General features: G+C 69.5%; 28 protein-coding genes. 13 read left to right on the plus strand and 15 right to left on the minus strand.

Going from position 1 to position 24,999, the window contains the following annotated elements:
• Positions 1–13: 13 nt before the first annotated feature.
• The gene (locus C438_RS16695) at positions 14–367 is read left to right on the plus strand and encodes a hypothetical protein (RefSeq protein ID WP_004970878.1); all 354 of its coding nucleotides are present in this window, start codon (positions 14–16) and stop codon (positions 365–367) included.
• Positions 368–533: 166 nt separating this feature from the next.
• Entirely contained in the window at positions 534–1,358 is an 825-nt protein-coding gene (locus C438_RS16700; protein ID WP_004970879.1) for a CDP-alcohol phosphatidyltransferase family protein, read from the plus strand.
• Here the strand turns inward: C438_RS16700 and C438_RS16705 are convergent, their stop codons facing one another.
• Positions 1,359–2,288, minus strand: coding sequence for a hypothetical protein (locus tag C438_RS16705; RefSeq protein WP_004970880.1), 930 nt, complete (start codon positions 2,286–2,288; stop codon positions 1,359–1,361).
• A gap of 198 nt (positions 2,289–2,486) precedes the next feature.
• Here C438_RS16705 and C438_RS16710 point away from each other — a divergent pair, with 198 nt between their 5' ends.
• On the plus strand, positions 2,487–4,751 hold the full coding sequence (locus C438_RS16710; RefSeq protein ID WP_004970881.1) for a DUF7527 domain-containing protein: 2,265 nt from the start codon (positions 2,487–2,489) through the stop codon (positions 4,749–4,751).
• A gap of 254 nt (positions 4,752–5,005) precedes the next feature.
• Here the strand turns inward: C438_RS16710 and C438_RS16715 are convergent, their stop codons facing one another.
• The gene (locus tag C438_RS16715; RefSeq protein ID WP_004043804.1) at positions 5,006–5,311 is read right to left on the minus strand and encodes a hypothetical protein; all 306 of its coding nucleotides are present in this window, start codon (positions 5,309–5,311) and stop codon (positions 5,006–5,008) included.
• A 232-nt stretch (positions 5,312–5,543) separates the two neighbouring features.
• Between C438_RS16715 and C438_RS16720 the strand changes: the two genes are divergently transcribed.
• From C438_RS16720 to C438_RS16730, 3 genes are all read left to right on the plus strand, one after another.
• The gene (locus C438_RS16720) at positions 5,544–6,875 is read left to right on the plus strand and encodes an adenylosuccinate synthase (RefSeq protein WP_004970882.1); all 1,332 of its coding nucleotides are present in this window, start codon (positions 5,544–5,546) and stop codon (positions 6,873–6,875) included.
• Between the two features lie 108 nt (positions 6,876–6,983).
• Positions 6,984–7,169, plus strand: a complete 186-nt coding sequence (locus tag C438_RS16725; protein WP_013035425.1) for a methytransferase partner Trm112 — start codon at positions 6,984–6,986, stop codon at positions 7,167–7,169.
• A gap of 57 nt (positions 7,170–7,226) precedes the next feature.
• Entirely contained in the window at positions 7,227–7,808 is a 582-nt protein-coding gene (locus tag C438_RS16730) for a DUF7524 family protein (protein ID WP_004970884.1), read from the plus strand.
• A gap of 34 nt (positions 7,809–7,842) precedes the next feature.
• On the opposite strand, the gene C438_RS16735 is transcribed toward C438_RS16730, so the two are convergent.
• Positions 7,843–8,985 (minus strand): DR2241 family protein, encoded by a 1,143-nt coding sequence (locus tag C438_RS16735; RefSeq protein WP_004970885.1) that lies wholly within the window; start codon positions 8,983–8,985, stop codon positions 7,843–7,845.
• Complete coding sequence (locus C438_RS16740; protein ID WP_004970886.1) at positions 8,985–9,863, minus strand: CbiX/SirB N-terminal domain-containing protein; 879 nt, start codon at positions 9,861–9,863, stop codon at positions 8,985–8,987. The genes C438_RS16735 and C438_RS16740 overlap by 1 nt, the downstream gene beginning before the upstream one ends.
• Positions 9,864–10,052: 189 nt before the next feature.
• On the opposite strand from C438_RS16740, the gene C438_RS16745 reads away from it, so the two are divergent.
• From C438_RS16745 to cysS, 3 genes are all read left to right on the plus strand, one after another.
• A complete protein-coding gene (locus tag C438_RS16745) occupies positions 10,053–10,547 on the plus strand; it encodes a DUF7523 family protein (RefSeq protein ID WP_004970887.1) in 495 nt (164 codons plus the stop codon).
• 66 nt (positions 10,548–10,613) lie between these two features.
• A complete protein-coding gene (locus C438_RS16750) occupies positions 10,614–12,410 on the plus strand; it encodes a globin-coupled sensor protein (protein WP_004970888.1) in 1,797 nt (598 codons plus the stop codon).
• A gap of 127 nt (positions 12,411–12,537) precedes the next feature.
• On the plus strand, positions 12,538–14,022 hold the full coding sequence (gene cysS / locus C438_RS16755) for a cysteine--tRNA ligase (RefSeq protein WP_004970890.1): 1,485 nt from the start codon (positions 12,538–12,540) through the stop codon (positions 14,020–14,022).
• 9 nt (positions 14,023–14,031) lie between these two features.
• Here cysS and C438_RS16760 read toward each other — a convergent pair whose 3' ends face one another.
• Together C438_RS16760 and C438_RS16765 are read right to left on the minus strand one after the other, a co-directional pair.
• Positions 14,032–14,505: a hypothetical protein gene (locus tag C438_RS16760; protein WP_004970892.1), complete on the minus strand. Its 474-nt coding sequence runs from the start codon at positions 14,503–14,505 to the stop codon at positions 14,032–14,034.
• Positions 14,506–14,582: 77 nt separating this feature from the next.
• Positions 14,583–14,867: a DUF357 domain-containing protein gene (locus C438_RS16765; RefSeq protein ID WP_004970893.1), complete on the minus strand. Its 285-nt coding sequence runs from the start codon at positions 14,865–14,867 to the stop codon at positions 14,583–14,585.
• A 141-nt stretch (positions 14,868–15,008) separates the two neighbouring features.
• On the opposite strand from C438_RS16765, the gene C438_RS16770 reads away from it, so the two are divergent.
• Positions 15,009–16,058, plus strand: a complete 1,050-nt coding sequence (locus tag C438_RS16770; protein ID WP_004970894.1) for an NAD(P)/FAD-dependent oxidoreductase — start codon at positions 15,009–15,011, stop codon at positions 16,056–16,058.
• 73 nt (positions 16,059–16,131) lie between these two features.
• On the opposite strand, the gene C438_RS16775 is transcribed toward C438_RS16770, so the two are convergent.
• The 3 genes from C438_RS16775 to C438_RS16785 form a co-directional block, all read right to left on the minus strand.
• Positions 16,132–16,317, minus strand: a complete 186-nt coding sequence (locus tag C438_RS16775; protein ID WP_049918190.1) for a hypothetical protein — start codon at positions 16,315–16,317, stop codon at positions 16,132–16,134.
• Between the two features lie 63 nt (positions 16,318–16,380).
• On the minus strand, positions 16,381–17,589 hold the full coding sequence (locus tag C438_RS16780; protein WP_004970896.1) for a TIGR04347 family pseudo-SAM/SPASM protein: 1,209 nt from the start codon (positions 17,587–17,589) through the stop codon (positions 16,381–16,383).
• Positions 17,586–17,933 carry an Htur_1727 family rSAM-partnered candidate RiPP gene (locus C438_RS16785; RefSeq protein WP_394295251.1) on the minus strand — a complete coding sequence of 116 codons (348 nt, stop codon included), beginning with the start codon at positions 17,931–17,933 and terminating at the stop codon, positions 17,586–17,588. Before C438_RS16785 ends, C438_RS16780 begins: the two co-directional genes overlap by 4 nt.
• 73 nt (positions 17,934–18,006) lie before the next feature.
• Between C438_RS16785 and C438_RS16790 the strand changes: the two genes are divergently transcribed.
• Complete coding sequence (locus C438_RS16790) at positions 18,007–18,519, plus strand: halocyanin domain-containing protein (RefSeq protein ID WP_004970898.1); 513 nt, start codon at positions 18,007–18,009, stop codon at positions 18,517–18,519.
• 87 nt (positions 18,520–18,606) lie between these two features.
• Here C438_RS16790 and C438_RS20125 read toward each other — a convergent pair whose 3' ends face one another.
• Both C438_RS20125 and C438_RS16795 read right to left on the minus strand, forming a co-directional pair.
• Positions 18,607–18,741, minus strand: coding sequence for a DUF7560 family zinc ribbon protein (locus tag C438_RS20125; protein ID WP_004970899.1), 135 nt, complete (start codon positions 18,739–18,741; stop codon positions 18,607–18,609).
• 94 nt (positions 18,742–18,835) lie between these two features.
• Complete coding sequence (locus C438_RS16795) at positions 18,836–19,477, minus strand: helix-turn-helix domain-containing protein (protein ID WP_004970900.1); 642 nt, start codon at positions 19,475–19,477, stop codon at positions 18,836–18,838.
• Positions 19,478–19,660: 183 nt separating this feature from the next.
• Between C438_RS16795 and C438_RS16800 the strand changes: the two genes are divergently transcribed.
• Positions 19,661–20,008, plus strand: coding sequence for a winged helix-turn-helix domain-containing protein (locus C438_RS16800; RefSeq protein WP_004970901.1), 348 nt, complete (start codon positions 19,661–19,663; stop codon positions 20,006–20,008).
• Positions 20,008–20,208, plus strand: coding sequence for a DUF7511 domain-containing protein (locus tag C438_RS16805; RefSeq protein WP_004970902.1), 201 nt, complete (start codon positions 20,008–20,010; stop codon positions 20,206–20,208). Before C438_RS16800 ends, C438_RS16805 begins: the two co-directional genes overlap by 1 nt.
• A gap of 27 nt (positions 20,209–20,235) precedes the next feature.
• On the opposite strand, the gene C438_RS16810 is transcribed toward C438_RS16805, so the two are convergent.
• From C438_RS16810 to btuC, 4 genes are all read right to left on the minus strand, one after another.
• Entirely contained in the window at positions 20,236–20,934 is a 699-nt protein-coding gene (locus C438_RS16810; protein WP_004970903.1) for an RNA ligase partner protein, read from the minus strand.
• A gap of 74 nt (positions 20,935–21,008) precedes the next feature.
• Positions 21,009–22,178, minus strand: coding sequence for a tubulin-like protein CetZ3 (cetZ3, locus tag C438_RS16815; RefSeq protein ID WP_004970904.1), 1,170 nt, complete (start codon positions 22,176–22,178; stop codon positions 21,009–21,011).
• 83 nt (positions 22,179–22,261) lie between these two features.
• Positions 22,262–23,878, minus strand: a complete 1,617-nt coding sequence (locus C438_RS16820; protein ID WP_004970905.1) for a heme ABC transporter ATP-binding protein — start codon at positions 23,876–23,878, stop codon at positions 22,262–22,264.
• Positions 23,875–24,969, minus strand: a complete 1,095-nt coding sequence (gene btuC, locus C438_RS16825; RefSeq protein ID WP_004970906.1) for a vitamin B12 ABC transporter permease BtuC — start codon at positions 24,967–24,969, stop codon at positions 23,875–23,877. The genes C438_RS16820 and btuC overlap by 4 nt, the downstream gene beginning before the upstream one ends.
• Between the last annotated feature and the right edge of the window lie 30 nt (positions 24,970–24,999).

The following is a 24,999-nucleotide window of genomic DNA, read 5'->3' on the forward strand; positions in this document are numbered from 1 at the left end:
CGGTAGGAGTTCCATGACCCGCCGCCGAGACGCCGCGCTCGCGGGGTCGGTGCTCGTTCCCGTCGCGGCCGCGGCGGTCCTCCTGCGGACGCCGGTGACGCCCGAGCCGGTCTTCGTCGGCGTCGTCGGGGCGCTCGCCCTCGAACTCGCGCTCTCGGTTCGGGCGTCGAGCGTCCGCAGACTGTGGGAGCGACGGGGCGTGCGAGTCGCGTCCGTCGCGCTCGCCATCGTTGGAACCGCACTCGGCGTCGCTATCCTCGGCCCGGCGTCGCTCCTCGTCGTCGCGGCCGGGCTCTCGACGTATCTGCTCCTCCTCGCGGTCGTCGAACTCCGAAGTCGCCGCTCCGGCCCCGAGCGCCGTCCGTGATTCGGCCCCTCGAACCTGTTACACGGGAAATACTTAACCGAAATCCGTCCCCCAGTACGGGTATGCGTAGCACAGCCTTCGACCGCCGAGGCGACGGACGGCGACCGTGACGGCCTCGGCCGACGGGGGTGCGACCCCACCGCCGACCCGCCGGACGAGACGCCGCGTGCTCGAAACCGGCGGGGCGGCGGCCGCGGCCACGCTGGCGTTCGGCGGACTGCTCGCGACCGAGTGGGTCTGGCTCGTCTCGCGGGCCGACCCCTCGCCGCAGACCGCCGCGGCGACGTGGGCCGCCGGGACCCTATTCGTCGTCGTCGGACTCTGCGCGTACGCCTACGCGAACGCGAACGAGAACGTCGCGCCCGGCGGCGGCGAGACGGCCGAGTCCGCGGCGGAGCCGGCCCGCGCCTACGACAGCCTCGGCGTGCCGACCGCGGTCACGCTCGCTCGCGGGTTTCTCGTCGCGGGGGTCGCCGGCGTCGCCGGCGTGGCGCTCCACGGGCCGCTGAGTCCGTCGTGGGCCTGGGCCGCCGCCGTCGGCTACGGCGTCGCCGCCGCGCTCGACGCGCTCGACGGGGCGCTCGCCCGCAGGCTCGACCGCGTCAGCCGACTCGGCGCGCGACTCGACACCGCGGTCGACGCCTTCGGTCTCCTCGTCGCCCCCCTCGCTGGCGTCCTCCTCGGCGAACTCGCGTGGTGGTACCTCTCGGTCGGCGCGGCGCGGTACGTGTTTCTCCTCGGCCTCAGGCTCCGCCAGCGGGCGGGCCGACCGACGTTCGACCTCCCGCCCCGCGCGTCGCGCCGCGTCCTCGCCGGCGTCCAGATGGCCGTCGTCCCGCTGGCGCTCGCGCCCGGCGTCTTCGACCCGTTGATGCCCCTCGTGACCGGGGTCGCGGCCGCGGCGCTCCTCGCCGGCTTCGCTCGGGACTGGGGCTACGTCTCGGGGCGACTCGGGAGCGAGGCCGACGGAGACGCGTCGGTCGCGGAGTAATCAGTCGAGTTCGGCTAACACGTCGAGGTTGTGGGCGACGTACGCGAGTTCGTCGCCCGCGAGGGCGTCGTGTCGGGCGCGGAGCCACCCGTCGAGCGTCTCGCGGTCGACCGCGTCCGCCTCGCCGACCGCCTCGCCGACCGCCTCGCCGACCGACTCCTCGACGAAACCGAGGATGCGGTCGAGGAAGAGCCGCGCCTCGTCGTCGTGCGGCGGGTGGACGACCCAGTCGGAGCCGCCGGCCGCGACGACGGGCGCGCCGAGGTCCGGGAGCGCCGTGAGGAGGTCGGTGCCGGTGTCCGGGCCCGCGCGGTCGTCGCCGCGCATCGTCTCGTGGTACGCGCCGAGCACCGCGTCGTCGGCGGGGTGGCTCGGGCGGAACGCGGTTCGGCCGTCGAACGTGATGGGCGCGTAAAAGAGGCCGTCGTCGGTCAGCCGCGAGAGGAGCGCGGCGACCGCGCGGCGAAGCGGGAGCACGTCGAGGACCGCGTGGGCGACCACGAGGTCGATGGCCTTCGGGAGGACCGCCATCGCCTCGAAGATGTCGCTCGTCACGTAGGTGAGAGAGACGGAGCGACCGTGGCGGTCGATGCGAAAGCCGTTCGACGTCGGCTCGGCGGTCCAGCCGGCGGCGCGCGCCCACTCGGCGAACGCCGCGGCCGCGTTGTCGGCCATCCCGCGCGTTCGGTCGACGAGGACGTACTTTATCTCGTCGTGCGCGTCGAAGACGCCCCACGAGAGGAGTCGCCGACACATCGCGCCCGTTCCAGCCCCGACCGAGACGACGCGAAGGGGCTCTCCCGACCGCGACTCGGCGCGCGCCTCCAGCCGGTCTTCGAGGCTCGCCAGCGTCGGTCGGTGGAGCGCGCGGTCGTCTACGGACTCCTTCGCGCGGAGGTAGTGGACGAACCGGTCGTCGTGGCTGGTCACGACCGACTCGTCTCGGCGGACTCGTATAACCGTTCTCCCGGCTCGGCCCGACTCCGCCCGGCCCGACTTCCGACCCGTCCGACCTCGGGCGCGGCGAGCGAATCGGTCACAGCGGACACGCTCAAGTGTGAACTGAGCTAAACGTTCACTCGATTCGCCCGGAAAGTATTTGATTCGGTTCCGGTGATGTAACGCCAAATGGATAGCGAGATTATTGACGCGGTGACCGGGTGGGACTCCGCGCCCGCCGAACGGGGCTACGGTGGCCTCCGGTCGCTCGCGGACGACGGCTTCACAGGAGCCGTCGTCGCAGGCATGACGTGGGGATTCATGCTCAACGGCCGTCTCCTCGGGGTTTTCGACGGGACGGTCGACGGTTTCGAGGGTGAATCGATAGAGGCGTATCGCGCACCGGACCCGGCCCTGCCGCTTCTGTACGCGATGCGTGAGACCGGCGGCGACGTCCGCGCGCAGTACTACACGGAGGAGACGCCGCTACAGGACGCCGACGGAACGCTCTCGGCGGGCGGCTTCACCGGCTACGTCGAGCTGTCGGAGAACGTGCTCTCGGGCGACTACTACGTCGTCTACCACGGGGGGAAGTCGATGAGCGCCGCCTTCGTCGGCAACAGCAGGCGACTCATCACCGGCGACGAGGCGTTCGAGCGCGCGAGCGGCGAGGTTGGCATCTACAAGGTCTACGACGTGGACCTCGACCTCGTCGACATCCCCGGCGGCGAACCCGACGAGGAGGCCGCCGAGACGGCGGGAGTCGCCGCTGGCGGCGTCGCTCCGGCGGGCGACGAAGCGGCCGAAGACGCCGCCGAGGACGCGGACGCCCCGACGGCCACCGACGAGCCGGAGACGACCACCGACGCCGACGAGGACGACGCTGAGACCCCCGATATCGGCGGTGTCGACGACGACGCCGACTTCGTCGGTGACGAGCCGGCGGCGGCCGACGAGCCGGAGCCGGCGGACGGAGAACCGGCCCCTGCCGCCTCGGCCGACGCGGCCGCGGGCGACGCCGAGCCGACCGAGCCGTCGACTCCCGACGACGGGCCGACCGGGTCGGAACCCGACCCGTCTGGCCCCGCGAGTGAGCCGCAGTCGTCGGAGTCGGCCGAGGCGACCGCGCCGTCCGCGAGCCGGTCTTCGCAGGCCGACGCCGAGTCGCGGTCGCCCACGACAGATGGACCGGTCGTCGTCGACGCCCCGCAGAAGAACGGCGAGCCGGCGGCGGCCGACGAGCCGTCCGCCGCAGACGACGCGACCGGCGACGACGTGTTCTCCGCCGAAGCGCAGTGGCGAAACGCCCGGTCGATTCCGTCGCTCGACCCCCGCGACGCCGAGGGCGAGTCCGTCGACGGCCGCCCCGGGACGCCCCGGAGCCACCAGCGGAACACGACGCACGCGACGCACCGCCGACCGTCGCGGGGCGGGGCGGCCGCCGAGTCGCGGCCGTCGCCGGAAGACCAGCCGACCCAGCGGCAGTCTCAGCCGGCCGAACAGACGTCGGAGGAGCCCGCGGTCGACCCGGCGGAAGCCGAGTCGCTGAAACAGCGAGTCGAGTCGCTGTCGTCCGAGCGCGACCGGCTCGAATCCGAGCGCGACGCCCTCCGCGAGGAGCGCGACGAACACCGCTCGCGCGCCGAGGAGCTGGAAGGCCGCGTCGCCGAGCTCGAATCGGAGGTCGAGCGGCTCCGGAGACAGCTCGACGAGGCGGGCATCCGGTCGACCGACCGCTCGATGTCGGCCGACGAGGCGCTCCGCGGGACGAACCTGTTCGTCCGCTACGCCCGGAAGGGCGAGGCGACGCTGGAGAAAGCCCACGACGGGCAGGCCTCCCGCGAGGAGGTCACCGAGAACCTCCGGCTGGAACACCACACCACGTTCGACACGGAGGGGCTCGGCATCGACGGCCAGCCCTACGAGGAGTTCCTCCACGAGACGCCCGAGTACGGCTTCGCCAAGTGGGTCGTCACCGACCTGCTCTACGAAATCGGCGAGACGGGCAATCGGTCGAGCCTCGCCGGCGTCTTCGACTCGATTCCGAAGGCCGACCGAATCGAGCTGTACGGGAGCGTCTCGATACCGCTCGGCGACGGCGAAGCCGAGTCGCGGCAGTTCGACATCATCGTCCGCGACCAGATGGGCGAGCCGCTGTTCGTGGCGAACCTGAACGACTCGCGGGACCCGGCGACCCGGCCGATGGTCACCCAGCTCATCAAGGACTCGAAGACCGTCGCCGACGCGAAAGAGACGCTCGGCTCGGCGTTCATGGTCACGAAGAGCTTCTTCGAACCGGGGGCGCTGGAAGCCGCCACCGAGGAGACCGGCGGCGGCCTCCTGAGCCGGTCGAAGCGCAAGAGCTTCGTGAAGCTCTCGCGGAAGCAGGGCTACCACCTCTGTCTGGTCGAAGCGCGGGGCGGCGAGTTCCACCTGAACGTCCCCGACCTCTGAGTCGGCGACCGCGACTCGGCGTCGCCGTCGCTGTTTTGCTGTCGTCTTTCCGCTTTGTCAGCCGCCACGCACGGAGCGCCGGGGCTGTCAGCGTTACTGAATGATAGTGAAACAGCCGCGGGGCTCGGAGAGCGTCCGCGGCGAGTGTCCGTGGTGTCGCGTCGAAGCGTCGCTACGCGGTCGGTCCGATGTCGTGCCCGGAAAGACTCGTCGGACGAAACAGGATAGAACGACCGCGTGCGCCTGAAGTGTGGTTAGTTCTCGATTTCGGCCGCTTCCTCGATCTTCATCGATTCGAGCTTGCCGACGATTTCGTCAAGCTTGTCGTCGAGTTCGTCGACGAACTCCTGGGTGCGCTCGGTGGTGATTGCGCCCTGGCTGGAGGGTTCGATGAGGTTCTCTTCTTCGAGAACGCGGAGGGAGTAGCGGACCTTGTGGTGCGGGTAGCCCGTCTCGTTGGACATCTTCACGATGCCGATTGGCTCACTTTCGATGACCATCTTCAGGACCTGGAGATGGCGCTCCAACATATCGACTTCCTTCTCAAGTCGGTCTATCATGCCATTTGTTAACTCTTCTTGGTAGGCTTTAAGCCTTGCCCTCCGAGCCGGCGAAAAATCCGGTAACCCGACCTTACTGAGGACACTAATTAACCGTTGTGTTATCCGTCGCCACGCCAATGCGTGTTCATGGCGTATTTCTCGGAGACTGCGATAGAATTAGGCACGTTCGTGTATCGCTCGTCGGCCGCGACCGTAATCTGTTTAGTCCGGCGCGGGGAACGGCCGACGTATGACTGTTACCATCGTCGGTTCGCAACTCGGCGACGAGGGCAAAGGCGCGCTCGTCGACCTGTGGGGCGGCGACGCTGACATCGTCGTCCGCTATCAGGGCGGCGACAACGCCGGCCACACCGTCGTCGAAGACGGCGAGGAGTACAAGCTGTCGCTCGTCCCGAGCGGAGCCGTCCGCGACAAGGTCGGCGTCCTCGGAAACGGCTGTGTCATCAACCCGCGGACGCTGTTCTCCGAAATCGACGACCTCCGCGAGCGCGGCCTCGACCCCGACGTGCGCCTCGCCAAGCGCGCGCACGTCATCATGCCGTACCACCGCCGCCTCGACAACATCGAAGAGGAGGCGAAGGCCGACTCGGACCTCACCGTCGGCACGACCGGTCGCGGCATCGGCCCCACCTACGAGGACAAGGCCGGCCGCCGCGGCATCCGCGTCGGCGACCTGCTCGACCCCGACGTGCTCCGCCAGCGACTGGAGTACGTGGTGCCCAAGAAGAAAGCGCTCATCGAGGACGTCTACGGGCTCGAAGCCGGCGAGGAGTGCGACGTGGAAGCGCTCATCGAAGAGTACACCGAAATCGGTCGCCGCCTCCGTGAGGACGACATGGCCGTCAACTGCGGCGACTTCCTCGCCGAGCGTCGCGAGGCCGGCGACAACGTGATGTTCGAGGGCGCGCAGGGCACGCTCATCGACATCGACCACGGGAGCTACCCGTACGTGACCTCCTCGAACCCGACCGCGGGCGGCGCGGCTACCGGCACCGGCGTCGGCCCGACCGTCGTCGGACAGGGCGAGGTCGTCGGCATCGTCAAATCCTATCTCTCCCGCGTCGGCGAGGGACCGATGCCGACCGAGCTGAAAGACGACGCCCACGACGAGGAACTCGCCGACTTCATCCGCGAGAAGGGCGGCGAGTTCGGCACCGTCACCGGCCGCCCGCGCCGCATCGGCTGGCTCGACATGCCGATGCTCCGCCACGCCGCCCGCGTCAGCGGCTTCACCGGCATCGCCGTCAACCACCTCGACGTGCTCGCCGGCCTCGACGAGGTCAAAGTCGGCCACGCCTACGAACTGGAGGGCGAGGAACGCCTGACGATGCCCGCGACCACCGAGCGCTGGGGCGAGTGCGAACCCGTCCTCAAGGAGTTCGACACGTGGCCCGAAGTGGACTGGGCGGCCGTCGCCGAGGAGGGCTACGAGGCCATCCCCGACGCCGCACAGGACTACCTCGAATACCTCTCGGACGAACTCGACGTGCCGATTTACGCCGTCGGCGTCGGCCCCGGCCGGGAGCAGACGGTCCACATCGAGAACCCGTTCGATAACTGAGCGCCCCGTGGTCGTTCGACCGGCGACGGCGCGTTTCCGTCCGCAGACCGTCGCCGCGACGGCGGCGAACCCGTACGCTTTTACTTCGCGCAATCCACCGTCACGACGATGAAAGAATCCCTGATGGACATCCTCTGTGACCCCCTCGACAAGAGCGAACTCGAGCTGGAAGTCGACGAGCGCGACGGCGACGAAATCATCGAGGGGCGGCTCATCGGCACGGTCACCGGCGAGGTGTACCCCATCGAGGACGGCATCCCGAACCTCCTGCCGCCGGACATGCGCGACGACTGAGGGGCGACACCTCATCGGACCTGAACGTTTTTCTATTCTCGTCTCGACGGTGAAGCCGTGTCGAACGCGCCGCTCACCGTCACGCTGAACGACGAGCGCCCACACGACCTCTCGGTAGCGCCGTCGTTCTCGACGAACGGGTCGTTCTCGGTCGAGCTCGCGAACGAGGGACAGGCGGTGCACGTCCACCTCCACATCGACGACCAACTCTCGCGCGCGGCGAGCCTGTCCGAAGGAAACCACTTCGTCGACGGCGGCCAGACGAAGACCGTCGAGGTGTTCGTCACCTCGCCGCCCGAACCGGTGTCGGGGAAGCTCAAAATCGTCTCGGGCCACGGCTCGGAGACGAGGTACGTCGACGTGACCGTCGACCCCGGCTCCGGCGGCAAGCCGCCGGTCGACGTGGACGAGACGCTCTCGAAGCCCAAGCAACCCGAACCCGAGCCGAGCGTGACCGAAAGCATCGCCGACGTGTTCCCGAGCGTCGACCCGCGGGCCGCCCCGCTTTTCGGCCTCGCGCTGGTCGCGCTCGTCCTCGCGGTGGCGCTCGCCTCGTTGTTCGAGAGCTTCGCCATCACCCTCGGGGCCGGCGTCGTCGTCGGCGGCGTCCTCGCGGCGCTGGTGCTGACGATGCGGTGACTAAAAACGAAACGCGGAGCGCTCGCGGCGCGGCCTACTCGCCGTCGGGCGCGTCGGTCGGGACGCCGCCGAGGTTGCCCTCGTCGTCGAACAGCTTCGCGCGCAGGAACCGCGCCCGGTAGCGGTTCGCGCCCTCGTACACGTCGGCCTCGCGGATGTCGTCGGTGCGGTCGTCCGCGACGGCGTCGATGATGTCCTCGACCTGTTGTTTCTCCGAGGGCGTCAGTTCGAACTCGTACGTCTGGGTCTCTTCGCCCTCCAGCCGCGTCCACTTGCGGGACGCCGCGATGACGACGGAACACGGCTCGCGGCACGGGAACGCGCCGTCGCCGCCGTCGACGTCGAGGTCGGTGTCGTCGTCGTACTCCCACTCGCGGCGCTTGACGCACTGGCTGTCGTCACAGCAGGCCTCCGCGACCCAGTCGACGTGCTCGTGGCCGTCGCCGCGGTTCCACGTCTTCACGACGCTGTACATCCCGGTCTGGCGGCCGATGGCGTCCTCCCAGTGGGTCACGTCGAGTTCGCCCCGGCGCTCGCGGTACCAGTTCGGCACCGACGCGGGGTAGAACGTCTCGACGGTCTCGACGAGGTCGCGGCCGTCGAGGTCGGGGAACACCCAGCCGCCGGCGAGGTTGTTGCCGGACTTCAGCGGGCGGTACCGACCCTTCTCGTCGTAGGTCGCCAACTGCCGGGCCGCGAGCGGTTCGCGGTAGGGGTCGAGGGCGTCGCGGTCGGCGTCGGCCTCGTCGGCGTGGCGGAGTTCGTAGGACCGCTCGCCGTGGTCGCCGACCGTGACCGTGACGAGCAGTTGGCCCCACTCGCGGCTGACGCCGTCTCGGAGGGCGTCGTAGCGCTCGGGAACCGGCGCACTGTTGCTCTCGCCATCGCCGTCGTCGCCCGCATCGACCGGCGCGCCCTCGACCCAGCGGAGGAACGCCCGCCGCTGGGGGCTGGCCTCGCCGACGACCTCGGTCCAGAAGTACCAGTTCGTCGCGTAGTCGTCGGCGTCGGCGTCTTCGAGCGCCTCGCGGAGGCCGTCTTCCGTGAGTCCCGAAAGCGTCGAGTCGGGCGTTTCGAGGCGGAAGCCGGCGTCGTCGTGAACGACGGAGAGTCCGTCGAGCGAGACGCCGTCGCCGGTCGCCGCGGCGTCGACGAGGGCGTCGAGGTGGTGTCCCATCAGTTCGCCTCCTGCGGCGTTTTCCGGGTGCGTTCGCGCACGACTTCGAGCGCGTCGCCGATGTCGGCGCCCGCGTCGGCGGCGCGTTCGAGCACCACGTCGGCCATGAGGCCCTCGGTGCCGACCGCGCCGGCGTACCAGATGCGGTGTCCGTCGACCTCGGCGGGCACGTCGTAGCCCGTGCGGTAGTCGTCGGTCAGGCCCATGTCCTCCGGGATGTCCTCTTGGGTGTGGAAGCCGTCGGCGATAAACAGCGGGACGACCACCACGTCCTCGGAGTCGAAGTAGTCGGTCACGTCGTCCACTTCTGGTTCCTCGTCCATGTAGAGCGCCTGCACCTCGTCGAAGCGGTCCATCTCCCTGATGCGGTCGGCGTGGTACTCGATGGCCTTCGCGGAGTTCTCGTTGCGCTCGGTCCCGTGGCCGACGACGGCGAGGCCGAAGCCCTCGCCGACGTTCGGGTCGCCGGTGACCGTCTCGGCCCGGCGGACCAACACGTCGGTCATCGCCGCGTGCGTCCCGACCGGCCCGCAGTAGTGTATCGTCTTCTCGGGCACGTCCGTCGCGGTGAGCGTGACGTGCGACGCCGACAGGCCGTCGGAGTCCCAGTCGGCCACGTCCCACCCGTTGAGGCGGAGTTCGCGCGGGATGACCTGCTCCGTGAAGTAGCCCTCGCTGATGAAAAGCGGGACGACGTACACCTCGTCGGCCTCCACGGTCCGGAGCACCTCGCGGATTGACGGCTCTTCCTTCCAGAAGCCGGTCCGCACCTCGTCGAACGCGCCCACCTCGCGGACCGTGTCCGCGTGGTCGTAGGTGGGGGCGCTCGAATCCGGGTTCAGGTGGGACCCGTGCGCCACGATGACCAGAGCTTGCATGTCCGGGGGTTACGAGGGGAGTGTCTTATGAACTTCGCATCGGGGAAAGGAATCTTCGGGTTCGGACAACTCGCGTTCGCCACTCGTTCAGGAGACGCGAGACGGGGCGCGGGAAGTCGCGACCCACGACGACCGCGACAGCGCCCGCCGAGCGGCGGTTTTTTGCGCGCGCCCGACGACCCGCCAGACATGTCCCTCGCCGCCGACGCGCGCGACGCAGTCCGCGAACGACCGTATCTCCTCGCCGCGCTCCGCGCGGGCGTCGTCAACTACGCCGCCGCCGCGGCCGAACTCGACCTCGGCGACGACGAGGCGGTCGCGGCCGCGCTCCGCCGGTTCGCCGACGACCTCCCGCCGCTGGAAGCCGACCCCCGAGACGCGTCCGTGACGATGCGGAGCGGCGTCGGCCTCGTCGGCGAGGACGTCGAGGAATCCGACGACGACCCCGTGCTCTCGGTCGCCGGCGTCGACCTCGCGAGCGGCGGCCCGCTCACGGCTATCATCGCTGAGGGCGAGGTGGACCCGGCCGTCCTCACCGCCGTCCTCTCCCGACTGGACGCTGAGTCCATCGTCGTCGACGCCGCGGGCGTCGCGGGCGACGCGCTCGCCGTGGTCGTGCCGCGCCGACAGGGGGCCGCCGCCCTCCGCGTGGTCGAAGCGGCCGTCAGCGATTTATACGTCTGATTCCCGGCTATCAGCCGTGATAGCCGGCGGACGGCGCTTATTACCACGGAGTCGCTGAATTCGTCAATGGTTTCGCCCAGCCCCCGCGACGACGACGGCAACATCGCGCTTTCATCCACGGAACTCCTCGCCGAACTCGACCTCGACGCCGACGAGTTGGGCTGGCGGCAGTCGTTCGTCGGCTTCGACGACGAGGACGCCGCGCGTCTCGCCGACCTCCGGGGCGTCGTCGAGGCCCGCGACGAGGCGCTCGTCGACGGCTTCGTCGAGCCGGTTCTCGCCAACGAGCGGACGGCGGACGTCGTCGACCGCTCGAAGAGCGACCTCGACGGCCTCCGCGCGGTCGTCTCCGGCTACTACCGCTCGTTCACCGACGGGAACTACGACCAGAACCACTACGCGGCGCGCACGCGAATCGGCCTGCTCCACGACAAACTCGACATGCCGTTGCACTACTTCGGCGGGATGTTCGCCAACGTCACCGGCATCTTCGCGGACGAACTCCGCGGGCGCGCCGTCGCCGACGCCACCGAGTCGCTGTCGGGCGACGACGCCGACCGCGTCGAAGACGCCGTCGACGAGGCGTTCGCGGACATGATGGCCGTCGTCCGCGGGCTCAACCTCGACCGACAGGTCGTCAACGCCACCTACCTCTACTCGTACTCGCTGGACGTCCGCGAGGAGGTCCGCCGGGCCAGAGAGAGCCGCGGCAACCTCGAATCGGTCGCCTCCCAACTCCACGAGGAGACCGCGGACACGAGCGAGAGTATCACCGAAATCGAGGAGTTGGCGGCCCGGCAGGCCGACATGACCGAGGAAATCGCCGCCGAGCTATCGAACCTCAGCGCGACCGTCGAGGAGGTCGCGGCCACCGCCGACGACGTGTCCTCGCGGAGCGACGAGGCGACCACGCGGGCCGAGGAGGGCCGCGCCGAGGCCGGCGAGGCAATCGACGCGATGCGGCAGGTCGGCGACGACCGCGACGAGATAACCGTGAACGTCGAGGCGCTCGTGGCCGCCATCGACGAGATTCAGAACATCGTCGAGGTCATCGACGAGGTGGCCGACCGGACGAACCTGCTCGCGCTCAACGCCTCCATCGAGGCCGCCCGCGCCGGCGAGGCCGGCTCCGGCTTCGCCGTCGTCGCGGACGAGGTGAAGTCGCTCGCCAACGAGTCGAAGTCGCAGGCCGAGCGCATCGGCCAGATGATAGAGGACGTGACAGACCACATCGAGGACACCGCCGAGGCGCTGTCGTCGGCCGACGAGAACATCGACCACGGCATCGAGCGGGTCGAATCGACCGTCGAGAGCCTCGACGAGATAACCGACTCGGTCGCCGACGTGACCGACGGCATCGACGAGGTGGCGCGCGCGACCGACGAGCAGGCGACGCTCACCTCCGACATCGCCACCTTCGTCGACGACGCGGCGACGCAGGTCGACGAGGTGACAGCGGAGATAGACCGCATCTCCGAGAGCGTCTCCGAGCAGGCCGAACAGGCCGCCGACCTCGACACGGCGGTCGAGGACCTGGACCGCGAGGCCGACCTCGAATCGTTCCGCCGGCGCGCGGAGACGACGACCGACGGCGGCGTCCCAACCAGAGGCGGGCACTACGCGCTCGCGTCGGCGGCGAACGCCGACCGCGCGGTCACGAGAGACACAGCACCGACGAGCGCGACCGGCGACCGAGTCGGCGACGCGGGGTCGAGCGCGACCGGTGGCGACTCGACCGACGGAGACTCGATTGATAGCGACCCGACCGACCGGATTCCGGCGTTCGTCAAGCGACTGCTCTCGGAGGAGACGCTGGCGAAGATTCGCCGCGGCGAGGCCGACCGCCCGGACTGGACGAAGTAGCGACCCGGCGAGGCGGCGACGGCGCGGCGGTCGCCCCGTAAGGACGGAGACACACCGACCGCGCACCGACCGTGCACCGACCGCGGTTCCGACGGGTTGAAAGTGGTGCCGAGAGTAGCCGAGTGCGATGACCCTGTCCGTGACCAACACCCTGACGGGAGAGCGCGAGGAGTTCGAGTCGCACGGCGACGAAGTGTTGCTCTACGTCTGCGGACTGACGGTCTCGGACCACGCGCACCTCGGCCACGCCCGCCTGTGGATGCACGCCGACCTGATGCACCGCTGGCTGGCCTACGAGGGCTACGACGTGCGCCACGTCGAGAACTTCACCGACGTGAACGAGAAGATAGCCGCCCGCATCGGCGAGGACGACCTCGGCGACGACGAGGCGGGCGTCGCCGAGCACTTCGTCGGCGACGTGATTCGCGACATGCGCGGCCTCAACCTGAAGCGCGCCGAGGTCTACCCGCGCGTCTCCGAGCACATCCCCGAGATTATCGACCTCATTCGGACGCTCGTCGACCGCGGCCACGCCTACGAGTCCAACGGCTCCGTCTACTTCGACGTGTCCACGTTCGACGACTACGGGAAGCTCTCGAACCAGAAGCTCGAAGAGCTGGAGTCGCGGGCGACGAAAGACGAGCGCTCCGAGAAGCGCAACCCGACCGACTTCGCGCTCTGGAAGGCCGGCGCGGTCGACCCCAAGACGGCCGCCGAACACCGGAACCCGGACCTCGAACCGCTCCACGAGCCGTGCGGCGAGACGTGGGAGTCGCCGTGGGGCGAGGGCCGACCCGGCTGGCACATCGAGTGCTCGGCGATGTCGATGACGCACCTCGGCGACACCCTCGACATCCACGTCGGCGGCCGCGACCTCGTGTTCCCGCACCACGAGAACGAAATCGCCCAGTCGGAGGCGGCGACCGGCCAGCAGTTCGCCCGCTACTGGCTCCACGTCGGCCTGCTCCAGACGGAGGGCGACAAGATGAGTTCGAGCCTCGGCAACTTCTTCACCGTCGGCGACGCCCTCGACGAGTTCGGCGCGGACGTGATTCGGACGTTCTACCTCTCGACGGCCTACGGCTCCGAACAGACGTACTCCGAGGAGACCATCGCCGAGGCCGAAGAGCGCTGGGAGCGCCTCGAACGCGCCTACGAGGCCGCCGTCGACGCCGCCGACAGCCCCGACGCCCGGACGAAAGTCGAGGCCGAGGCTCTCCGCGAGACGGTGACCGCGACCCGCGAGAACTTCCGCGAGGCGATGAACGACGACTTCAACGTCCGCGAGTCGATGGCCGAGTTGCTCGGCCTCGCCGGCGCGGTCAACCGCCACGTCGCCGACGCCGACGAGTACGACTACCGCGCGCTCCGCCGGGCCGTCGAGACGTTCGAGGACCTCGGCGGCGAGGTGTTCGGCCTCTCCTTCGGCGACGCGGGCGAGGGCGGCGACGTGTCGGTCGCCGAGGACCTCGTCCAGCTCGTCTTGGACGTGCGCGAGGCCGAGCGCGAGGCGGGCAACTACGAGCGCGCCGACGACCTGCGCGACGACCTGACGGCGCTCGGCGTCGACGTCGAAGACGGCCCCGACGGCGCGACGTTCCGCTTCGAGTAGTTCGAGTCGTCAGTCGAACCGAAACAGCACGACCGCGAAGTCGTCGCGCGCCGCCTCGCCGCCGGCGACGCGACCCGCACCCTGTTCCGGGATTCCGAGTTCGCGAGCTAAGAGGCCGTGGGCCGCGGCGTAGCGGTCGAGGAGGTCCGCGGCGAACTCGCCCGTGACGACCTCGCCGGTCGCCTCGCGTCGCTGGCCGCGGTACCACAGGCGGCACGCCATCGGCCGGCGGAAGTTCTTCCACCAGTTGCTCTCCGCCTTCGGCGTGACGGCGACGATGCCGCCGCCCGCGACGGCGTAGGCGACGGGGAACGTGTACCGTCGGCCGCTCTTAGGGCCGACGTAGGAGACGAGCGCGAACCAGCGACTGGCGAGTCGATGGAGCGGCGAGCGGAGCACGCGACGCAGAAACGGGTTGGCGAACCGCTGTTCGAGCGTTCGCTGTGCGTCCGAAACGCGGTTAGGGACGGCGGTCGGGGACATCTGTTCGCCTGTCGTACGCGCCCGGCGGAGAAAAATCGGTCACACGGCGAACAGGGATGAGGCAGGTGCGAGGGTCGTCACATCGTAAACAGGTGCGAGTCGTCCGGAATATCGAACAGCCCCATCCTGACACCCGCGTCGAGCCAGCCGTAGCCGTACGAAAACGACGCCAGCGCGTTGACCCAGTCGTCGTCGGCTTTGAAGTGTCGGCCGTCGTCGAGGTATGACTCGGCCATCTCCAGACAGTCGGCGGCGGCGTCGCCGAGCGGCGTCTCGTCGGGGACGGCCTGCACCGCCTCGTCGAGCGCGTCGGCGAGCATCCCCTCGTAGCGGTTCGTCTTCTCCCGTAGGTCGGCGGCCATGCGGAGTGATGCGTCGGCGACGGATACCGGTCTTTCGCTCCGCGGGGCGCGGACACCGTGGCATGCCTTGTCGTGGCGGTGGTGTAGCACTCCTCGCAATACAGCGAAACCTTAAGACGCCGGTGTAGCGAACTATCGCACATGACAGAGGACGCCGATTCGTTCGTGGAACACAGGAAGCTCATCATCGCCGGCTCGGGCATCTCCGGGCTCTCGTCGGCCATCTACGCCGCCCGGTCCAACAACGAGCCGCTGGTGCTGGAGGGCGACGAGCCGGGCGGACAGCTCACGCTCACGACCGAGGTCGACAACTACCCCGGCTTCCCCGAGGGCATCTCCGGGCCGGAGCTCATCAACAACATGAAAGCGCAGGCCGAGCGCTTCGGCACGGAGATTCGCCACGGCATCATCGAGGACGTTGACGCCTCGGAGCGCCCCTTCACGGTCACGCTCAAGAACGGCGACGTGTACACCGCGGACGCCCTCATCGCGGCGTCGGGCGCGTCGGCCCGCACCCTCGGCATCCCCGGCGAGGAGAACCTGATGGGCTACGGGCTGTCGACGTGTGCGACCTGTGACGGCGCGTTCTTCCGCGACGAGAAAATCATGGTCATCGGCGGGGGCGACGCCGCCGTCGAGGAGGCCAACTTCCTCACCAAGTTCGCGTCGACGGTGTACCTCGTCCACCGCCGCGAGGAGTTCCGCGCCGAGGACTACTGGGTCGACCGCCTGATGGAGAAGGTCGACGAGGGCGAAATCGAACTCATGCTCAACACCGAGGCGACGGAGCTTCACGGCTCGCCCGAGGAGGGCGTCGACCACGTGACGCTCGTCCGCAACCCCGAGGGCCACCCGAGCGACAAGCTCGACGACCCCGAGACCGAGGAGTTCGACTTCGACGTGGGCGCGGTGTTCTACGCCATCGGCCACACGCCGAACGCCGACTACCTCGACGGCACGGGCGTCCAGCGCGACGACGACGGCTACATCATCGCCAAGGGCGGCTCCGGCGGCGGCCAGACCGCGACCGACGTGCCCGGCATCTTCGCCGCGGGCGACGTGGTCGACTACCACTACCAGCAGGCCGCGACCGCCGGTGGCATGGGCGTGAAGGCCGCCCTCGACGCCGACGACTACCTCGAAGAGCTCGAACGCGAGGAGAAGCAGGCGGCCGCGGGCGCGGCCGAGTAAGCGAGCGTCGGCGGCATCGCGCTCTCGCGGGCGCTCTGCGTTCCGTTTTCTCTCGATTTCTGTTCGATGCGCCCTACGTCAAAGACCGCAACAGCCACGCGAGGATGAAGCTAACCGCCACGAAAATCAGGTAGACGCCCGGCGAAAAGCGCGCGTCCACGACGCCGACCGCGTCCGCGACCGCGACGGCGAAGATGACGAGACCGACGCCGACGAGCCCGTTCCCGAGGATGTTCGGCACCCCTCGTTTGGTTTCCATAGCCGCGGTTGGACTCGCCGAAAAATAAGCGTGGGGTGCGTTCCCAGCGGGTGAAAGGGAACTTCAGTCGGCCGCGCCCGGAGTCGCGTCGGCACCCGCGCCGCGCTCCTCGGGCGTCAGGTAACACTGCGGGTCGGGGCCGAACAGTTCGCCCGTCGCCGCGAGCGACCGAAGCCGCGAGGAACCGCGGCAGACGTCCTGATACTGGCAGGTCGCGCACTTGCCGGTGAGATGTTCTCCCCGCTCGCGGAGCTTGGCGAGAAGCGGGTTCGACTCGTCGTCCCAGATGTCGCCGAACGGGCGGTCCCGGACGTTGCCGAGGCTGTAGCCCTGCCAGAACTGCGTGAGGTGGACGTCGCCGCGGTAGTCCACGTCGGCGACGCGCTCGCCGGTCGGGTCGCCGCCGTTGACGCGGAGGTACCGGTGAATCCGCTCGGCGTGGTCGGCGTCGAGTTCGTCGTGAGCGTACTCGACCACGTAGGCGGAGTCGGCGTAGTTGCCGACCAGAAGCGTCTCTATCTCCTCGCCCTCGGCGTGGTACTCGCGGGTCATGTCGAACAGCCGGCGGACGGCGCGGCGCTGGGCCTCGTCGTCGAGGTCGGCGTCGGCGATGTCGCCGCCGCGGCCGCCGTAGTCGAGGTGGTAGAAACAGAAGCGGTCGACGCCCACGTCGTACAGCAGGTCGACCACGTCCTCCATGTCGGCGGCGTTGTGCTCGGTGATGGTGTACCGGAGACCGGTCTTGAGCCCCACCGAGAGGCAGTTTTCGATGCCGCGGACGGCGGCGTCGAACGCGCCGTCTTTCCCGCGGAAGCGGTCGTTGCGCTCCTCCAAGCCGTCGACGGAGACGCCGGCGTACGAGAGGCCGGCGTCGCGGAGCGCCCGGGCCTTCTCCTCGGTGATGAGCGTCCCGTTGGTCGAAAGCACCGCCCGGATGCCGGCGTCGGTGGCGTAGTCGACGAGTTCGACGAGGTCTTCGCGGACGAGCGGTTCGCCGCCCGAAAACAGGAGGACGGGCACGTCGTAGGCCGCGAGGTCGTCGATGAGCCCCTTCGCCTCGGCGGTCGACAGTTCGCCCTGCGCGGGGTCGAGGTCGGCCCCGGCGTAGCAGTGTTCGCAGTAGAGGTTACAGCGCCGCGTCGTGTTCCAGACCACGACCGGGCGCTTCTGTTTCTCCTCGCGTATCTGCTCGACGTCGGCGTCGGGGTCGTCGTAGCGGAGGCCGTCGCCCTCGGCTCCCTGTCCGCACAGGAGCTTGCTGATGGAAATCACTCGGCCGACACCCCGTTTTCGGCTCCGCGGGCGTCTCCCGCGGCGTCGCCGCGCTCCGTTCCGCCGTTCGACCCCTCGCCTTTCGCCGCGAGGTCGTTCCCGCCGAGCCGGAGGAACTCGTCGGCCGGCGCGAGCCAGAGGTCCGCGTCGCCGTCGACGCCGAACAGCGTCCGCGCCTGCTCGGTCGCAAGGTCCTCGGAGGGCGCGGTAACGCTCCCGACGTGGCGCATCGGCTCGGTCGGCGCGTCGCGGTAGAACACTTCCCACTGGCGGGTGCCGTCGATTCGCGGTCGTCGCCTCGGGTCGTCGTCGTCCATGCCGTCGCCTTCGGGCGGGAGGGCCACGCTCGTTTCGCCCGTTTTCAGCGCGCGGGAATCGAAGCTTTCGACTTGTTCGGCCACTCACTAGCGCCAGCTAATGACGAAACGGTTCTCCCGGCGGTCGTTTCTCCACGCAACGGCGGCGTCGACAGGTATCGCGCTCCTGGCGGGCTGTTCGAGTTCGTCCGGCGGCGGCTCCGGCGGCGCGGGCGACGGGGGCGGCGACTCGTCCGACGAAGAAGGCACCCTCGAACACGAGATGCGGGACTTCGGCGGCTGGTTCGACCGGACGGGGAACTACGACGGCGTCCACGACCTGACGGGACAGGACAGCGTCACGGTCGCGGTCGGCGCGGGCGGTAACGGCGGCGGCTACGCGTTCGCTCCGGCCGCGATAGAAGTTTCCCCGGGGACGACGGTCGTCTGGGAGTGGACCGGAAACGGCGGCACCCACAACGTCGTCAACCGCGAAGACGGGCTGTTCGAGTCGGAGCTCACCGTCTCGGAGGGCCACACCTTCGAGTACACGTTCGAAGAATCCGGCGAGTACAGGTACGTCTGTGTTCCCCACGAGACGCTCGGCATGGTCGGCGTCGTCGTCGTCGAATAAGCGTAAGCGGCCGCGGCGTCGGCACTATCCTCGCGTCGTTCCGGACGAGACTCCCTCAGTCAGCGGGCAAATCGTCCGGCGTCGGCGTCACGCGGACTTCGGGGCGTCGTTCAGCGGCGCGGTACAGAGGACACAGCCGGTCTCCCGGAGCGTCCGCATCATCGGCTCGTTGACCCGGTAGCGCTCGCCGCACTCGGGACAGGTCACGTCGAACTCGCGCATTGTTGCTCACCGACTAGTGGTACGCCGCGAGGACCCGAGGGGGCGCACCCTGCATTCGCGGGGGACTGATATCCCGTCGACACGTCTCATCTCGTCACCCCTGAAGGATGGCACCCATGAGCTTCTTCTGTGCCATGGCGAGGTGCTCGGAGAACGTCGAGGTCGTGATGCCGAGTTCGGTCGCGACCTCGCCTTTGTTCGCGCGCCGCGGGTGGTCGAAGTAGCCCATCTCGTGGGCCGTCTCCAGCACCTCGCGCTGGCGGTCGGTGAGCTGGCCGCGCTCGACCAACACGAGGTCCCGCGACTCGTCGGTCGACGACTGGAGCAGTCGGCGCACGTCCACCGACCCCGACGACTCCCGGAGGGAGGCGACCACGTCGCGGAGCGTGTCGATGTCGGGGGCGTGGAACGTCAGAAACAGCGCGCCGTCGCGCGTCTGGACGTCCACGACCGGGCAGTCGAACGCCTCGACGCGCTCGCAGGGACAGCCGATGCCGCCCTCGCGGTCGAACCGGTAGACGCTCCCGTCGCCGTACTCGAACAGCCGCTCCATCTCCTCGGGGACCTCGGTGTCGTCGTCGAAGACGAACTCCTCGACGACCGACCCGCGCTCGTTGGGAGCCATGCTCCGCGAGAGCGCGTAGCCCGAGGTGTCGCCCTCGGAGACCGTCGCGACGGGACAGCCGTCCGGCCCCGTCACTTTCAACTCCGCTCTGATGCCCGCTGCGCTCGTCATAAGAGTACGAAGTCGCCCCAGCCCCTGATATAAACACCCCCGATACACCGGGCCTTTATATCGTGGTCCGTTTCCAGTCGCCGCCCCCGTCGAACGGGGCGCGGCCGGTCGCGTGGAGTATAAAGCGCCCTGCATATTCTGGGTGCCCTTCGACGGGCGACGCGGGCGAATCTACGAGTGAGCATGCAGACCGGCCTCAGACGCAAACCGACCGGACCGAAGCCCGCCGAACTGGAGGCGGAACAGGTGCTGGAAGCGCTGTCGGACCGCGCGTGCCGGCGAATCCTCACCACCCTTCAGGGTGCGACCGAGCCGATGACCGCACAGGGCCTCTCCGAGGCGTGCAACGTCCCGCTGTCGACGACGTACCGGAAAGTCGAACAGCTCTCGGAGGCGGCGTTGCTCGAAGAGACGCTTCAACTGCGGGCCAACGGGACCCACACGCACCAGTACCGGTCGAGCGTCGAGTCGGTCACGGTGTCGCTGAACGACGACCGGGGACTCGAAGTCGCCCTCGGTGGAGACCGCTGATGGGGTCGGAGCCGGTTCATCCGCCGGACTCGGGGGGCGAACAGCCCGTCCGCCCGCGGCTCGCGTCGCGGCTGACCACCCATCCCGACGGGCGCGAGGAGTGCACGATTTACCCGGCGGACGCGACGCCCGAAGCCCAACTGACGCAGTGGCTCTCGGCGTTCGAGGGGAGCTTCGTCGACCTCGACTCGATGGAGTAGCGGTCTGCAGTGAGCGTGACAGCCGGGTTACAGTCGGTCGGCGTCGACGCCGTCGTCGCCCCTGTGCCACGGGCGGGGGCTGTCGAGCGCCATGAGGTACTCTTCTAAGAGGGTCGGAAACGCCCGCCCGCGGAGGTTCCGGAGGCCGAAGTCGGCGGCCCAACTGATGATGCCGGTGTCTTCCGTGACGACGCCGGCGTTCAGTTCGCGCGCGAGGATGAGGAGGTCGAAGTCCTCCCGGGAGTCGAGGACGCCCTGTCTGAGCGCGCCGCGGTAGTCCTCGCGGAGGTCGGAGATGACCTTGTCCACGTCGGAGAGCTTCGACCCGCCGTTGGAGCGCTGTTTCGACTCCTCGGCCTTGCGGACGGCCTTCTCGGAGACGCGGAGGCCGCGGTTGACCCGGTCGGACATCTCGTCGATGAATCGGTAGACGACCTCGGCGGGGATGTACACCTCGTAGCGGTCGGGGTGTTTCTTGATGACCCACGTGTCGAGTTTGCCGAGCACGTCCTCGGAGACGCCGCGGTCGCGCAGGATGTGTTCCAACTCCGCGGCGATAGACGGCGGCATGTAACACGAGATGTTCAGGTCCAGTCGCGCGGCGGCGATGGTGTCGAGGAGCCGTTCGATTCCCTCCTCGAACGTCTCGTCGTCGTCTCGAATCTCCTCGGAGAGAAACAGCGAGGTGTCGAGCACGAAGCGTTGTTTCAGCGGGTACTCGGCCATCGTTCGTCAGTTGGTACCGCGGCACTATGACCCTTCCCCGTGGACGAAGGTGAGAGGAACCGTTCGGAGGCGGCTCAGAACAGCGGTTCGATGCGGTCGTCGCCGGTCGAGATGAGGTCGTCGAGCGACGCCGCGCTCGACTCGCGCTTGGCGAGCATGTCGCGTTGGGTCTCGATGGCGACCGCCTGCAGTTCTTTCACCCGCGGCACGTCGTAGACGCCCGACAGGAGCACGACCGCGGCGACGAAGTTCGACCCGACGGGGTAGTCGCCGCCGCGAATCTCCATCGTCCCGGTCTCGTCTTCGAGCCACGTCCGCGCGCGCTCGATGCCGCGGCGCGAGAGCACGTCCGGCGGCCCGGCGACGACGACGAGGCCGCGCTCCGCGCCGGAAATCTCGCAGGGGAGCGTGAGCCGGCCGAGCGCGGCGCGGCGCACGAGGCTGGTGATTCGGTTCGTCGAGTCGCCGCCGTCCTCGGCGTCGGCCGCCCCGCCGGAGAGCCGGGAGAGAAGCCCGCGCTTCGGGCGGTCGAGTTCGACGGAGGCGTAGCCGATAGTCGAGATGCCGCCGCTGGCGAGCGTGTTGATTATCTCGGAGGCGTCCACGACGGACTCCGCCACCGCGCCGGAGCCGTCGCCCTCGCCGGCGCTGAACAGCACGCCGAGGCGGCGGGCGAGTTCGGCGTTGATACTGCCGTAGCCCGCTTCGAGCGACTCGCCGGTCTTCCGCCAGGCGTCGTTGTCGAAGACGATGAGGTTGTCCACCTCGCGGACGAACGTCTGGAAGGAGCGCGCGGCGTTGAGCGTGTAGATGCCGCCCTCGTCCCGCGCGGGGAGGACGCCGAGCCCGTAGACCGGCTCGGTGTAGATGTGCTTCAGTTCGCGCGCGACGACGGGCGCGCCGCCGGAGCCGGTGCCGCCGCCGAGGCCGGCGACGACGAGGAAGGCGTCTATCTCGTGGACCGGGAGGTCGTCGACCATCGAGAGCACCTCGCCGACGTCTTCTGCGGTCACCTCCGCGCCGAGTTCGTTGTCCGCGCCGACGCCGTGGCCCTTGACGCGGGTCAGGCCGACGAGCACCTGCCGCGACTCGGGGATGTTTCGGAGCCCCCGGAGGTCCGAGCGGGCCGTGTTGACGGCGATTGCGTCGACGACGAACCCCGTGTTCGTCCGTCGCTCGTAGTCGACGATGGCGTCGACTACCTTGCCGCCAGCCTGTCCGATACCGATGAGTGCGAGTTTCATGGCCGTGTTCCTCTCAGAAATCGTACTACTAGACGCGCGCTCAGGGCTTGAATATACTGTCCGTAGCACCGAGCAACGACAGCTTAACTGGAAAATAAGTCCGACGCTCGGCCGTCGGTGACAGTGTCGGAGTCGGTCGATTCGCGGTCGGTGGAGTCAGTGGAGTCGGCGCTCGCGGGCGTCTCGCGGCCCTCGGAGCCGGTTGCACCGTCGTCGGAACCGCCTTCGCCGTCGTCGGAACCGTTCGCGCCGCCGTCGCGCTCCCGGAACGAGTCGCAGGCGAGTTCGCCGACGACAGACAGGAGGTCGCCCGGTTCGACGACTCGGCCGCGCTCCCGCAGGCGCTCGTAGACCGCGAAGCCGTCGTCGCCGGCGTAGTTCCGCTCCGAGAACGGTCGCTGTTCGACGAGGACGAGGCGGTCGGCCTCGGCCGCGGCTTCGAGGTTTGCGAGGTTGCCGCCGCCGACCTCCACGTCGGCGACGACGGTCACGTCGGCGGCTTCGACCCGCGACTCGACCGCGGCCCGCGCGGCGTCGTCGACCGGCGAGTACGGCGGCACGGTCACGAGGTCCGCGCCGACCCGGCGGGCGGCCTCGGCGTCGGTGTCGCCCTCGTTGAGCGCGCCGGCGGAGAGGGCGTAGCCGGCCGCCGAGAGCAGGTGAAGCGCCCGCGCGCCGGTGCCGCCCCCGCCGACGACGTGGACCCGGCCGTTGGCGTCGTCCGAAGCTGGCGGGAGGGCGGTCACGTACACCGAGCCGGTGACGGGGTGGCGGGAGACGACCGCCTCGGCGTCGAACGCCTCGCGGAGGTTCTCCTCGGAGAGCACCGCCGCGGGGTCGCCCGCCGCGAGGACGCGCCCGCCCGACAGGAGGACCAGCGCGTCGCAGTAGTGGGCCGCGAGGTTGAGGTCGTGGATGGCCGCGACCGCGGTCGTCCCGTCCGCGACGAGGTCGGAGACGAGTTCGAGCGTGCGGACCTGGTGGTTGATGTCGAGGCTGGCGGTCGGCTCGTCGAGGAGCAGGACGGGCGTCTCCTGTGCCAGCGCGCGGGCGATGAGGACGCGCTGGCGCTCGCCGCCGCTGACTTCCGTGACGGGGCGCTCGGCGAGCGATTCGACGGCGGTCCGGCGCATGGCGGCCTCGACGGCGGTCTCGTCGCGCTCGCGCCAGCCCTCGAAGCGCCCGCGGTGGGGCGTGCGGCCCATCTCGACGACGTCGCGGACGGGGAAGTCGAAGGTGACGCTCGTGGTCTGGGGGACCGTCGCCACGACCCTGCTCGCCGCCTTCGACGACAGGGCGTGGACGTCCTCGCCGGCGACGCGAACCCGTCCCTCGTCGGGTGCGAGCGCGCCGTTGAGGACCCGGAGGAGCGTCGTCTTCCCCGCGCCGTTGGGACCGATGAGGCCGACGAACGTGCCTTCGCCCACGTCGACCGAGACGGCGTCGAGGATTCGCTGGCCGCCGAGGGAGACCGACACGTCGTCGAGGCGAATCGCCGGGTCGGCGTCGCCGAAGGGGGCGGAATCGGGGGAGTCGGTCGCGGGGGAGTCGGTCGCGGGGGAGTCGGTCGCGGGGGAGTCGGTCGCGGGGGAGTCGGTCGCGGGGGAGTCGGTCGCGGGGGAGTCGGTCGCGGGGGAGTCGGTCGCGGGGGAGTCGGAACCGGGGGCGTCCGCGTCGCCGGGGCGGTCGGGGTCGGTCACGGCGAGCGCACCTCCCGCGTGCGGAGCAGATAGAGGAAGAAGGGCGCGCCCACGGCGGCGGTGACGACGCCGACCGGAATCTCCGCGCCGCCGGAGCGGGCGACGGTGTCGGTGGCGACGAGGAACGACGCGCCCGCCAGCGCCGACGCCGGGAGCAACACCCGGTGGTCGGGGCCGACGAGGAGCCGGAGCATGTGGGGGACGACGAGGCCGACGAAGCCGATGACGCCGGAGACCGAGACGGCCGCGGCGGTGACGACGCTCGCGGTGGCGAGGAGGAGCTGTTTCGTCCGCTCGACTTCGATGCCGAGGGCGTGGGCGTCCTCCTCGCCGAGGAGCAGGACGTTCAGGTCGCGGGCGTGGGCCACGAGGAGCACGAAGGGAAGCGGCAGGACGAAGGCGAGCATGCCGACCTCGCTCCACGTCGCGCCCGCGAGGTGGCCCATGAGCCAGAAGACGACCTGCCGGAGGCTCTCGCCGCTCTGGAGGAGGAGAAACGAGATGACCGCGCCGAGGAACGTCTGGACGGCGACCCCCGCGAGAAGCAGGGTCGCCACGGGCGTCCGACCGCCCTCGGTGGCGATGAGGTAGACGACGAAGGCGGTGACGACGGCGCTGACGAACGCCGCGCCCTCCATCCCGAACGGAATCGAAAGCGACAGCACGATGGTCGCGACCGCGCCGACGGCGGCCCCGGAGGAGACGCCGACGATGGAGGGGTCGGCCATCGGGTTGCGGAAGAAGCCCTGCATCACGGTTCCCGCGGTGGCGAGCGCGAAGCCGACGAGCGCCGCGAGGAGGATGCGGGGCAGGCGGACCGAGAGCACGATGATGCGGGCGGGTCTGGGGACGGCGAACTCGAACGGCGAGGCGAACTCCAGCGTCGGCGTCGGAACCGGCCCGACGACGGGGAGGGCCGTCGCGCCGCCGAGAGAGACGCCGACGGGGACGGGCAACGCGTCCGCGAGGATGGCGGCGACGGTCCGCGGCGGGATGGTCACGGCCCCGATTCCGGCGCTCGCGACGACGACCAAAAGCAGGAGCCCGGAGAGACCGAGCGACCACGTGGTCGCCCGCGTTCGAACGCTCATTGAGCACAACCGCGGTTTCAGTAGGTAAAT

This window comes from Haloferax denitrificans ATCC 35960, from assembly GCF_000337795.1.
Taxonomy (GTDB): Archaea; Halobacteriota; Halobacteria; order Halobacteriales; family Haloferacaceae; genus Haloferax; species Haloferax denitrificans.